This window comes from candidate division WOR-3 bacterium (genome assembly GCA_039804165.1).
Taxonomy (GTDB): domain Bacteria; phylum Hydrothermota; class UBA3072; order UBA3072; family UBA3072; genus JAFGHJ01.
In genome coordinates this window covers 1-15,054 of sequence record JBDRZZ010000033.1, presented here as the reverse complement: position 1 = coordinate 15,054, position 15,054 = coordinate 1, and the positions used below count along the sequence as shown (strand labels likewise).

General features: G+C 36.2%; 3 protein-coding genes. All 3 read left to right on the top strand.

Annotated elements, in window-relative coordinates:
* The coding region (locus tag ABIN61_08560; GenBank protein MEO0294252.1) for a hypothetical protein at positions 1-1,088 on the top strand (1,088 nt) is incomplete at its 5' end.
* A gap of 55 nt (positions 1,089-1,143) precedes the next feature.
* Positions 1,144-2,280 carry a hypothetical protein gene (locus tag ABIN61_08555; protein MEO0294251.1) on the top strand — a complete coding sequence of 379 codons (1,137 nt, stop codon included), beginning with the start codon at positions 1,144-1,146 and terminating at the stop codon, positions 2,278-2,280.
* Between the two features lie 16 nt (positions 2,281-2,296).
* A partial coding sequence (locus tag ABIN61_08550) for a CARDB domain-containing protein (GenBank protein ID MEO0294250.1) occupies positions 2,297-15,054 on the top strand: 12,758 nt, incomplete at its 3' end.

Sequence of the window (15,054 nt, the reverse complement as noted above, 5' to 3'; positions counted from 1 at the left end):
AAGTTTCTTTAAGTAGAATGTTTATTGATGCTGATAGAAATCTTGAGAAAGTTTTTTCTATTTATGGAGATAAAACGAAGGAAATTAAGTATACAAAAATAACTGGGTATGAGAGTTCATATCTTGAGCATTTTATATTTGAGCATTGGATGGATTTACCTTCGGTTTCAGCAGTTAAAGCTCTTCAGATAGCCTCGCTTAATGGGATTCCGATTTATGATATAGATAAATCAAATATTGATAATATACTTCCAAACTTAAATATTCCAGAGGATGCTAAAGTAGATATAATGAATGCTGTGAATAGAGGGCTTATTGCCAAGGTATCGGAATCTTCAGTTACTCTTGAGGACTGGCGAGGAGTTGGATATATACTGACGGACCCAACTACAGGTTCAGGTTCGTATTTGATTTCTGGTGGATTTAACGGGGGGAGTACTGCAACAGAGTATAAATTAGCTGGGGTAGGCGTAACTGTTAGAGCAAAAAAGACCTTTGTTAAGAAAGCTGCTATATTGGGATATAATCAAGGGCATCAATTTGGAGAGGAAATGATGATACAGATAGTTTATATTACACATTATCTTTCAGCAATAGGTTATAATGTTATTCAGCCCTTTACTCCTACAAGTAAGGAATGTTTAATAGAGGCCCTTAAAAGTAAAAATATAAGTTTAGAAGTTTTCTATTATAACAGTGATGGTCGTCCTGATGAATTATTAATATACAAGAACTATAAGACTGGGCATAAGGTTAGTCTACGGAAAGATGAAATTCCAGATTTGGGTATACCTCCATGTGGTCTTGTGCATATTGATGCTTGCTATAGTATAGGAGTTGCAAGTGCTTTTCCCGCGAGAGCTTCAGTGGGATGGAGTGGGCTCCATGATTTTGAAAATGAGAGGAGCGCAGCTATTATGTATGCTGGTTTTGCGGTAGGAATGAACTTGAAGGAATCTTTAAATTTAGCGAAGGAACAGATTAAAAAGGATTGTAGGAATAGATGTATTGGGGCAGTTTGGGCTCGTTTTACATATGTGGGGGATTCAAAATTAAGACTTAAAGGAAATGAAGAGAAAGATAAATGAAGGGAATAAAAATGGGTGTACAAAATATATTTAAGAGGTAAAAAGGAGTATAATTATGCAATGGTTAGTGGTGATTTTTATTTTTCAAATGTCTTCTCCATTTCCAGAGATTCCAGATACTATTTCTGAATTAGGAGAACTCCTTTCAAAGGTTTGTGGTTATCATGGGGGGATGTTCCCGGTACTTCCGTCAGTTACAGATGTTGCCAAGTTAAAGAGTTTCCCGTGGATTGAAGAAAATGGACATAGTAAATATGTTGTTGAAGTTTATAATTGGAGTAAGAAAAAACAAAATGGAATTTGGGGTTATTATATAGCTAATAGACTCCCTACAGATTATTTTTATATGGTAACAGATAGTATCTCTTTGTTTCTTGAGAAAAAGGAGAGTTTTCTTATAAAACCTTTTGAAATAAAAAGATTTTATTTCCCGCTACGAGATAGTTTATTTTTATTTCTTTTTAGAGAAAGTTCTCCAAATAATTTTTATCTTGAAGGTATCCATTTGGGGAACTGGAAATATGGAGGTTATATTAAAGAACGTTGTTCTCTTGCAAAAGAATATAATATTACTAAGAATCCTTGGAATTGTTATAAATTATGTCATGATGGCTACATTTTTAGCTCAGGTTCTTATTTGGATGTAATTTATTATTTTGGAGCGGAAGAAATCGAGGAACATTTGAGAGCCTCTAAGAAAGGCCATATTTATCTTTTATTTATTCCTACCACCTGGAAGTTTGGGTTAGACTTGGAAGGTGTTGTGGATAAAGAAAACATTCCGAAGGATTATATAGAATTTATTTACGACTATTACGGTTGGCCTCCCTTTTTAAGAGATAATGCAATAGTTTTGGACAAGAGAGTAGGGTTTCAGCGATTAAAGATAAAAGGAGAATATAAAGAAGTTTTCTTTCTTAGAATTAATTCTGCAGCTCCAGAAAGTATAAAAGTGAGGTATTCCCTCTTAAGGTGTGTTGCTCCTAACACCTTTTCATGCCAATTGAAATATACTTACGCAGATACTATTTTAGAAAATTTTGATATAAGCCGGTTAGAAGAACGTTGGATAGGCCCTTCAATACTTGTGGTGCCCAATAAAGGCATTGGAAAGATGTGGGATTTTGTTTCTGTAAAGATGTATTCCCTGAAAATAAAAATTAAATATTTACTTTGGAAAAAAACAAATTAAAAAATGAGGAGGTATTATGTTTAGAAAGATTTTAATCTGTATATTCATTTGTATAACTTTAATCGCATCTCCAGTTGATGATGCCATTAACAAGGGGATTGAGTGGTTAAAACTCAATCAAAATCCAGATTCCACATGGGGAGAAGAATACAATAATTTTCTTTCCACATCAGAGGTCTTAAGAGCTCTTATTCTGAATGGAGAAGATTCGATTTTTGATATTGGTCTTAAGAGGTTCATGTCTTTTTCTCTTCCTTCCTTAGACCACATTTCAAGGTATCTGGAAGTTGTAACTCCTTTTTTCCCGGATACGACGGGACTAATTGATACTATTCTAACTTTCCAGAATCAGGATGGAGGTTTTGGTGCTTTGCGTTTCTATGGGAGTTATCCTCTTGATGTTTCGCTTCTTCTTCGTGCTTTAAATGCGACTAATTATTCTGATTATGATAGGATTGGGAGAATTATTTATTACATCGTAAACAAACAAAAAGACAATTATTGGTGTGATATAAATGATAGTTCATCTGTTTATATTACCGCATTAACTCTCATTTCTCTGGAAAGATTCCATGGTATATATGATTTAAGCACCCAAATCAGAAATGGAATCTCCTGGCTTCTTAGTCAACAGAACACAAATGGTAGTTTTGGGAAGGATACAACTTCAATATATGAGAGCGCCCTTTCCTTGATGGCCCTGCAACATCCGGTTACAGCTGACAGCTCACGGCTCACAGCAATAGAAAAAACAAAAAACTTCCTCCTTTCTGCTCAGGATAGTGAGGGGAGTTGGAACAATAATGCTTATGAGACTGCTCTTGCGATTTTGGCACTTTCTACAATGAGTCCAAATCTTGTGATTTCTTCTGCCTGGACAGATCCTTCCACTATAGGTGATGGGCAGGTTTTTACTCTTTCTGCGGTTATTAAGAACATTGGGATGGAAAAGGCGGATGGGTTTAAGGTTAAATTTATTCTTGATACTCTTCTTCTCTGGGAAGGAGTAATCGATAGTCTTCTTCCCGGTGATTCAACAATAGTAGATTTCTCTTATAATTTGCCTTCTGGAAGATATGAGATTAAAGGAACTGTGGATTGGGAGAACAAAATAAGGGAAGGGAATGAGGGAGATAATGAATATGTTTATCATTTAAATGTATTTACCCCAGCTGATTTAGTCGTTTATCCCCAGGATATAAAGATAGAACCTATAAGACCTACAGAGAAAGATACTATTCAGGTTAATTTTTCTGTTTATAATACTGGAGAGATGAGTGTGAAGAATGTAAAAACTGCGGTTTACGATGGAGACCCTCAAAATGGAGGGCTCCTCCTTGTAAATTTTGATTTTCCTGTTATAGGCGGTGGGCAATTTGTAAGTGGGAGATTTTTGACAATGCTTCCCCAGGGAAATCATACTTTATATGTTTTGGCAGACCCTGATAATATAATTTTGGAATCGAACGAGACAAATAACACGGCAACCCGTTCATTCAATGTTACAGGATTTCCGCCAGACCTTGCCGTAAATAATAACGATATCACATTTACTCCCACTTCACCTGAAGAGGGGGATTCGGTAAAAATTTCAGCCGTAATTCGTAATATTGGAGAGGGAGGCGCACAGGGAATAACTGTTAGTTTTTATGAAGGGAATCCAAATTTAGGAGCAAAACAAATTGGGTCTGTTTTTATAAACTTTGTTCTTCCTGGGGGTTCCAAAAAAGTTGATATAAATTGGGGGACAATCGGCAAAGAGGGTTATAATGACATATGGGTTGTAATAGACCCGGAGAATCGGATAGAAGAGATTACCAAATTAAATAATATAGCTCATGCAAGTATTAAAGTTAAGCCTTCTGAACCGGACCTTGAGATTAAAAGTAAGGATATAGTGCTTTTTCCTGAATATCCTACCCTCTTAGACACAATAAATATTTTAGTTTGGGTTCATAATAGGGGTAGTAAATCGATTAATGAGACAATAAGAGTCAATTTTTACAAGAAGGAAGCAACTGAAGAGAATATTATTGGTTTTTCTCATATATTGAAGTTAATGGGAAAAGACAGTGCTCAAGTTAAATTAAATTGGGTTCCTGACACTTTTGGGTTAATAAGAATATATGCAAAGGCTGACCCATATGATGAAATCGTAGAAAAAAACGACCGTAACAATAAAGCTTATAAAGAAGTATATGTCACCTTTCCTGAGATAACAGAACTTACTCTTGATTCACTTGATATTACTTTTTTTCCAATAAATCCAGAGATTAGTGAATCTGTGGAAATAAATGCGGAGATTCATAATATCTCAGATATCCCAGCAAATTTGGTTAAAGTTGATTTTTATGATGGGAATCCTAATGGAGGAGGAACCCTGATTGGTAGTAATGTTATATCTAAAATTTTTCCATTTGGTTCTGGAAAGGCAAGGATTACTTGGAGCTCTAATAGAGGTGGCCCTCACAGTATCTTTGTTGTGATAGACCCTGATAATTTGATTATGGAAACAAGTAAAGAAAATAATACCGCCGGAAGAGGAATATGGATTGGAAATAGATTACCTATTATTTCTTGGTCAAAAGAAAATGGTTTTATAACCGATGGTGTTAATCCTAATACTGGAGATACAAATGAGATTTTTGAATATAGAATTGTTTATACAGATATTGATAATGACCCTCCTATGGATGGTTATCCAAAAGTTTGGGTTGATTTGGATGGAGATGGATTTTACAATAATGTAGTCGGAGGAATGAAAGAAGGCTCTTTCTCAATGTTCCCTGTGGACCTTTCCGATAATGATTATAGAGATGGAAAGGAATATTCTTATTTAACAAAACTTCCTTTAACTCTTGAAGCTAACTATAGATTTGAAGCGAAAGATATAAAAGGGAACCTTGCGAAAGAAGAGATAGGACCACTGAGTAGTAATGAAGGACCTATTGTTGGTAGTTATCCACCAAGGGTGAATGTGATGCCCGAGTATCCGACTTGGCCAGGTAGGGAAATATATGTTTGGGGCAATGTGTATGATCCTAATTGGAGAGAGAAGAATTACTTCCTGATAGAAAAAGAGGAGCAATGGGAGGTAAATTTTGGAACTAATACTGGTTTATCTGGAGATGATAATTATACTTTAGTGAATCTTCCTTTTGAATTTGAGTTTTATGATTCTACATTTCTAGAAGTTTATATTAGCACAAATGGCTTTATTGGTTTTTCTTCGGAGAATAATTATAGTAAAAGCAATGCTTCCGGTTTCCCAAATACTGAGGATAAATATGTAATTGCACCTTTCTGGACCGATTTGGTAATGAATGATAGTAGTGGAATTTACTATTGGTATTCTGGTGATAAATTCATTATAAGCTGGGTAAATGTTTCCCCGAAAAACAATCCAGATGTGGAATTTATATTTCAGATTTCTCTTGATAAATACGGAAATATAAGATTTAATTATGAAAAGATAGATACAACAATAAATGCTACAATCGGTGTAAATCTTGGGGATGGGGTTGAAGGAAGGACTTATGAGGGCAAACCTACAAGTAAAACTTCTCTTTCTTTGTTGGAAAGGGATTATGATAAGGAAATTGTTGAACCTCACTGGGAGATGGATTTTGGAAGAAATACAGGTCTTTCAGGAGATGATGAATGGGTAAAAGTTTCCCTTCCATTTCCTTTTGAACTTTATGGTTCCACTTTCAACGAAGTATATATAAGCACAAATGGTTATGTGGGTTTTTCGGATGAAAATGATTATACTTTGAGTTCCTGTGATTCTTTCCCTTCAGTTTCTTTCAAATATGTTTTAGCTCCTTATCTTGAAGACCTTTATTTTGAAGATGATGGAGGAGTTTACTACCTTTCAACAAAAGTCTCAGATGAAAGTGATAAGAAAAATAGCTGGGATGTTTTTATAATAAGCTGGGTAAATGCTCATTTAAAAGGTCATCCTGAAAACTCATACACTTTCCAACTTGTTCTAACTGAGAAGAACGAGGTAAGATTTAGTTATTACAGCATCAATACTCTTTCTTCGGATTCGCCTCTTGTAGGGATTAATAAAGGAGATGGTGTTGATGGGACTCTTTATCCAGTTCATCCAATAAGCGAGAGGTCTATAGAGTTCCCAAAAGGAGTTTCTTACACTATGTATAGAAAATCTTTTGAATGGGAAAGCGATTATGGCAAAAGCTCTGGTCTTTATGGAGACGACAATTATACAAAACATAAATTAGAATTTTCATTTCCTTTTTACGATAGCACTTTTGATACACTTTATATAAGCACAAATGGTTGGGTGGACTTCTGGGCTGGTAACAATTCAAGTTGGTGGCATCATAAAAGTTATCCACAGGAAGATTTCCCGCACGACCATCCCGATTATGTAATTTCTCCTTTTGGGTGTAATCTCAGTGTAAGTTACAAAAGACCAGTTTGGATAAATGATACTGAGGATATAAATGGTAAAAAATGTGTGATTACATGGGATAGTTTATCAAGAGTTAAGCCTGAAAAATATACTTTTCAACTTGTGATAAAAGAGTCAGGAGAAATACTATTTAATTACAAGTTCACATCACAACCGGGGACTTTGATCCCCCGTGTTGGTCTTAACAAAGGGGATGGAATAAATGGAGTGAAGGTAGATTTTAAGACTTATCCTATTACGGATGGTTTAACAATCACTTTTAAACCAAATAGTTCTACTTATAGTTTTATTGATAGAGAATTCAGATGGATTGCTTATGGAGATTATGTTGAAATCTCAAAGTGGAATTACGAGAAAGGCTTGGCGAAACTTGGATTACCTTTTAAATTTGATTTCTATGATAGGAACTGGGATACAGTTAACGTTGTAACTAATGGTTTCTTTTACTTTAATTCAATTGTTAATAAGAATTGGTATGATGGTCTTCCTGAAATACCAAATTTTCACCTTAGTTATGGAGGTTATATCTGTCATCCTGTGCTTCAGTATTACGGGATGAAAACTTATAGGAAAGGAGGGGGGATATACAAATTTGAAAAGAAGGGAGATAAAGATACTATTTTTGTTGTAACCACTGCGTATGCTACAAATTCAGATAATGTTCCTAAAGAACAGGACCTTTATACTTTCCAGATAGTATTTTATTCTTCAGGAAGGATAATGATGAATTGTAAAGATTTTGAAAAATACAGCGACTATAAATTTGATATTGGGGTAAATTATGGGGATGGAATAACTTTTACGAAGTATGTGAGTTCCCCCTATAAGGGGCTTTCAATTCTATATGAGCCAATAAGGTATTCTATAAAAAAGGAGAGATTTTATTTGGAAGGAGATTATGGGAAATTTCTTAATTATGCAGTAAATAGTGAGGAAAAGTATTGGTTAAAGACAGTAACGTTGCCATTTAAATTTTCGCTTTTTGATACTACATTTACAAGATTTGATTTAGTATCAAATGGTGTTCTTGATTTTTTAGTTGGGAATGAGAATTTGATATATGTATGGGATTCTTTCCCTTCCGATAGAGCGAAATGGGCAGTTGCTCCCCTTTGGGCAAAATATAACAAGAGTCCCAAAAATGGCAAGGTTTTTTACAAAGAGGTTTTGGATTCTACTTATAAGAAAGTAGTTATTACTTGGTTAGGAGTTTCTTATAATACTCTTGATAGGGAAGATGCTAATAATTTTCAGGCAGTTATATATGAGAATGGGAATATTAGATTTAATTATAATGGTCTTAAAGGACCTTTTACAGCTATAGTAGGAATAAATGAAAATGGAGAAAATGCTGCAGTTTATTCTAAATTTCCTCCTTCTCAGAAATCACTTCTTTTTAAACCTTTTTATTCTGACACACTATTTTACACTTGGGATTTTGGAGACGGTTCTCCTATTGCGGAAGGTTTGGTAAGTAACTCTAAATTCATTTTCAAAAAGCATACTTATACAGGTGTTTGGAAAGATTATAAGGCAGTTCTTACAATAAAAGATGAGGAAGGGAATTGGGATAGTGATACAACTGTAATCCATGTCCTACCCGAAACAAAGGAAACGAAAATTGGGGCAGCAGTGGAGGATGGGCTTAGATATTTATACTTGTCTCAAGATAAAGAAGGCTATTGGAGATATGGGGATTATGATAGTGTTGGACCTACTGGTATTGCAATACTTGCTTTTGCGAATAGTGGGTATACATCTAATGGAGATTTCGATAAAGAAATATATGCTGAATATTTGAAAAAGGCAGAAGATTGGATTCTTAAAGGGATGAAGTATGAAGCTATTTCTGAACAATATAGGGGAAATCCTGATTCTGATCGGGATGGTTTAGGATTAAATATTTGTAATATAGACTGGGGTTACCAACACCCAATTGCAATGATGGGATTTATTGGAGCTCATAACCCGGAGGATATTGCCGGTCCTTATGGACCTAATGAAAGTGAAGTCACCTGGCGAGAGTTAATCGTAGATGCTGTGGATTATCTTGCATTTGGGCAAACTGATTCCGCAAGTGGAAGGTACAGAGGGGGTTGGAGGTATTCTCCTAATAAGGAAGCAGACAATTCCGTAACCCAATGGCCAGTTCTTGCTCTTGAATCTGCAGAAAGAGAATGGGGAATTTATGCTCCGCCTTGGGTGAAGGATGAATTAATGGTCTGGCTCGAATATTCCCAACTTGAAGACGGCGGATTTGGATATACTGGGCCAGATAACGGAAATATAGCAAGAACAGGTGCAGGAATTTGTGGATATTCATACTGTGGGCTCTCATCTGATACGATATGTATTAAAAAAGCTATAGATTATCTTGATAAAAATTGGAATAAAACTGGGGAAAATGGTAACTTTGGTAATTACTACGCAATGTATACAGTGATGAAAGGATGTAGGATTGCAAACCCACCGATTGAATATATTGGAGGGCATAATTGGTATGAAGAATATTCAGATTATTTACTTTCAGCGCAAAGGAAAGATGGGTCCCATCCTCGGAGTACCTATTCAAATGAGGTGCTCTCCACAGCTTGGGCAACTCTTATTTTAACTCCGTTCGTGATAGGTAAACCGCCTGTAGCAGACGCAGGACCTGACCAGATTGTTGCACCAAGAGATATTGTTCATTTCAATGGTTCTGGGTCCTATCACAAAGATACTGCAAGAACCATAGTGAAATACGAATGGGACTTTAATAATGATGGTATTTTCGACTCAACAGGTGTCGAGGCAACATATATGTGGGCTGATACAGGAAAATACTATGTTACACTTAGAGTGTGGGATGATAACGTTCCTCCAAAATCAGACATTGATGTGTGTATAGTTTTTGTGACTCTTGGGAATCATCCTCCTCGTGCGAATGCAGGAGGTCCTTATGAAGGATTTATAAATTCTCCAGTCTTACTTGATGGTTCTTTTTCTTATGACCCAGATACTCTGGTAGGCGATTCTATCCTCTCGTATAAGTGGGAAATTGATGGTGATGGAGATTTTGATGACTTCTTTGGAAAGAAGGGTGAATGGATATGGAATAAACCATTTAAAGGGAAAATAGGTCTTAAAGTTGAAGATACAAAGAGAATGAGCGATATTGATTGGGCTTCGGTTGATATTGTTGAATTTAATCTTTCTTCAGAAGGAGCATTTCCTGATCCATTTTCTCCAGAAGCAAGCCCTGGGATTAAAGATACAACGTATATTAGGTATGTACTTTCTGGGAATTCAGATATAACCATTTATATTTTGGATATTTTTGGAAACAATATAACTACCCTTGGTCCTTTTAATAGGAAGAGTGGTTTTCACAAGGAAAGCTGGGATGGAAGGTTCATTGGGAGTGGGATATATCCGTATATAATAGAGAGTAATCATGGTTTTTCGGTAAAAGATACTGTTGAGATAGATAATATACCACCTAAAGGGATAATTCTCTATCCTTCCGAATGGGACACTATCACTACAGATATTTCTGTTTTAAATATAATAGGTACTGTTACAGATTCCAACTGGGAAGGAAAAGCTATTAATTTTGAGCATTTCGTTCTTGAATACGGAAAAGGCGAGAATCCAGTAAATTGGGATTTAATCTCGGAAGGGGTAATAGTAATTATTGATGGCGTTCTCGGTTCTCTTGATATTACTGGATTTCCAGCAGGAATTTATACTTTGAGGCTTAAGACTTATGATAAGGCAGGGAATGAATTTGTTACTCAACGCAGAATTATAATTGTTTCTTATCCTGACTTGCTTATAACAAGTTTAACACCTTTCCCCAAGAGTGCTATAGAAGGAGACACAATACAGGTAGGAGCAGATATTCTAAATCAAGGTTCACTTCCTGCTAAGGAGAATAAGATAAAGTTCTTCCTTAGAATGCCTGAGAATGGAGAACTTATTGATGAGGGTTCTGTTCAGGCTTTAAATCCGGGAGAGAATACTTCGATAGAGATCAAATGGTGGTCGAAAGGTTATCCCGGCACTAATACCATCTGGGCGTGGGTTGACGCTGAAGATAGTGTAAAAGAATCAAATGAGAACAATAACCGTTTGATGACCACTGTGGAGATAACACTCCCGAGTTTACCTGATTTAGGGATAAGAGACATAGAGTTCTTGCCCCCAGAACCAAAGGAAGGAGATATAGTAAGAATAACAGGTGTTGTCGAGAACTCAGGTATTTCTATTTCTAATTTCAGGGTCAACTTCTATTCGGATGGAAGCCTAATAGGAAGTGAGATTATCAATGATAGCCTTAAAACCGGAGAGACTGTTCCTGTAGAAATAGAATGGGATACTTATGGATGGTCCGGCACTCACGAAATAGAATTATATGCCGACCCTTCTAACTTAATAGAAGAATTATCTGAAGACAATAACACAATGAGTAAAACCATAATTATTGGTCCTTCACCTATTATTCTCTCAGTTACAACTGATAAGGAAGAATATGGCGCTTATGATAGTGTTAGAGTAATAACAAGAATAGAGAATAATGGAGAAAGCACTAAAGATTTAATGGTTAATTTAAAGGTCAAAGAGAAAGATGAGTTAATTTCGACATTTAATATAACTTTAGAACCACATGCGATAAAAGATACTATAATTTACTGGAATACCCAGAGAACCTTCTGGGGAACTTATACTGTTCTTGGAGAAGCGAATGAAGGGGAAAGGCTCAGAGCTAAAGACGAAGATGATTTCGAAATAATTCCTGAAATTTCCACAAGTCTTTCTTTATTTACAAATAAATCATCCTACAAATCCTATGAGAATGTTGAGATAAATTCAATTGCGAAAAACAATTCTCCGAATTGTCTATTCAATGAAGTGACCCTTAAAATTATCGTTATTTCACCTGATAATGATACTCTGAAAAGGTATTCACATTTATTCGGACTTTCGCTGGATGAAATTGTAAATAGAAAGGATTTCTGGAATACAGAATCAAGAGTTCCTGGTGAATACAAAATAAAGGGTATTCTTATAAATAACGCTGATGGTTCTATTCTTTCTCTAGACTCTCTCTGGATTACTTTATCAGAATCTGTTGTTCTTATGGGAGGAATAAATGTAATTCAGGAAAGCATCGAGTGGGGGGAGTATTTCGATGTCGCAAGATGGGTGAAGAATACAGGCAATATAGATATCATTGGCTACGGAATAACAAATGTTATAGACCCGGTCACAAAAGAAGAAAAAGATACAGTAAAAACCTCTATTTCAATAAAGATAGATTCAACTTACCTGGACACTTTAAGGATGGAAAGTGGGAAGTATTATGCTACAAAGGATTATCTTGTTTCATTTGTTGTGGAGGCAAGGGGTGAAAAGATAGGGGTAGGGATAGATAATATAAGAATACTGGATGTTACTGCACCTCTTATAACGGAAACAATATCTCCTGTTGAAGATGAATATTATTCGAAGAACGTGGAAGTAAAGGCGAGGGTTATGGATGATGTCAGTGGGGTTAAAAAGGTTGAATACAGAATAGACGGTCTATCATATAATGAGATTATAAGGGTTGAAGGAGATTCGATTAACGGAGTATATGAAGGCTCATGGGAGAGCGAAAACGTTGAAGACGGAGAATATATTCTAACAATAAGAGCTGAGGATAAGGGAGGAAACAACTGGAATACTTCAACAGGTGATTTAAATCCAGTTGAAGTAAGGCTTAAAATCGATAATACGGAACCGATAACCACTCTGCACATTGGTCCACCTCACTATCTACTTGTTGAGGGCTCTCCGCTTTACATTACCTCTACAACTCCCCTCTCAATAACTGGAGAGGATGTAGAGAAAAATAATGTAACATCGGGAGTAGATTCCACATATTATCGTATTGACGATAATTTGTGGAACGTATATGCTGGTGGAGAGTTTAAAGTAAGAGACGAAGGAATCCATGTTATTGAGTACTATTCGGTAGATAGAGCCGGGAATAGAGAAGAAGTCAAGTCAACGGAATTATTTGTGGATAATACACCACCGGTTACCACCCTCATCCCCGGAACCCCTAGCTACGAGCCAGCTGATAGCTCACAGCTTTACATCTCCTCCAAGACCGCGCTCTCTCTGAAAACGGACGATGTAGGGTGTGGTGTGGATACAACTTATTACCGTATAGATGATAATACGTGGAATGTCTACACTGGTGTAGAATTTAATTTGGTTGAAGAAGGAACTCATATAATTGAGTATTATTCGGTTGATAAATTAGGAAATAGAGAAGAAATAAAATCCAGAAAATTGACGATGGATAATACTCCACCACTGTCTTATCTTGTTTTTGGGGAGCCGAAAAAGTTGTTTAATGGGATTCTTTACATTTCACCAGAGACTCCTATTTGGATTGAGGCTCTTGATACATGCGGGATTGCGAGTTTTTTCTATGCTGTTTCTACTATTTCGGGAGATGTTTTACAACCATGGACAGAAGCTCTTGGTAGTTTTAATATCCCATACACTCCACCACATTATAGATATGTGATTTCTTATTACTCCGTGGATAATCTCGGTAATGCCGAATCTCCAAAGGATACTGTTGTTGCTTTTGATTGTGAGCCACCTATTACCACCCTGCACATCGGCCTCCCCCGCTATCCGCTTGCCGCTTCTGGCGAACCGCAATACATCACCTCTGCTACCCCCTTAAGTTTTGAGGCAACTGATGACATCTCTGGAGTTGATAGCTTGTATTACAGGATAGATGGAGGGATATGGATTGCTAACCGCTATCCGCCTGCCGGTGACCACATTGAATTCAAAGTTGAAGGCGAAGGGATTCATTTTGTTGAGTATTATTCTATTGATAGGGCCGGGAATAGAGAAGTTGTTAAGATAAAAGAGATAAGGGTTGATAATACTCCTCCAATTAGTAAGAGAACTTTAGGAGAGCCTCAATTTGATTCTTTATTCATTAGTTCCAAAACTCCTATAGTTATATCCTCTTTTGATCCTATCTCTTTGGGTGTTGCTTCTGGGATTTGGGAGATTTATTATAGGATAAATGAAGGGTCGTGGGAAGAGGTTGAAAGAAATATGGCGGAGTTTTCTATTTCTGGTGAGGATGGTGTTTATAAAATTGAGTATTATGGAAAAGACCACGTTGAAAATGCGGAGAAGATAAAAGAGGATTCTTTAAAGCTTGATAATACTGTGCCTTTTAGCACTCTTAAGGTTGGTGAGCCTTATTATTCAATCACTGGTTCACCAATTTTTATTAATTCGGAGACAAAAGTAGAGATAATTTCTTTAGATCCGGAAATAAACGGAGTTTCTTCTGGTTTAAATAGGATTGAATATTATATTGATAATGAGCCATTTAAGGATTATGATTCGGGATTTAGTGTTATAGATTTGGATGGCTTACATAAGATTTACTATCGTTCGATTGATAATGTTAATAATGTAGAGGATGTAAAAGATACAACTTTTTATCTTGATAACACTGCTCCTGTTACGAGTTTGGATATTGGAGAGCCTCATTATTTAGGTGGTGATTCTCTTGGATTAATTTATTTGACTTCTTTAACACCAATTACTCTTCTTGTTACAGATGGAGAGGGTTCTGGGGTGAAGAGTTCTGATTATCAGATTGATGATCTTGGATGGGTTTCATACGATAAGGAAGTGACGTTTGATTTTTCTAAGGTTGGCGAAGGAATGCATATTCTTTATTATAGGAGCATTGATAATTTAGGGAATGAAGAGGAAATGAAATCTTTTTACTTTGCTGTTGATAATACTCCACCGATTTCTAAGCTTATTTCTGGGGAGCCGAGTTTTGAGCTTCCAGCTGACAGCTTAGGTAGAACATTAATAACTTCCAGGACTCCTCTTATATTAACTGCTATAGACCCAATATCAAGTGATGTTGCCTCAGGAGTGAAGGAAGTGGAATACATAATTACAGAGCTTTCAGCTGGCAGCTCACAGCTAACAGCGACAATGGAAGGAGATAGCGTTATGTTCACGATTACTGGCGAAGATGGGAGTTATAAAGTTGATTATCGTGCTCGGGATAATGTTTTAAATCTTGAGTCGTTTAATTCCAGGTATTATGAACTGGATAATACGCCGCCTCTTGCGATGATAATATCACCTCTTGATTCTACAATGGTGAGTGACGAAATCACAATAATTGGAACTGCGAAGGATTCCCATTTTAAGGAATATGTCCTCGAATATGGAATAGGTTTGGACCCAACTGATTGGAATATCATTAGAGTAGGGGATAAAGAGGTTAGAGACTCTATTTTAGG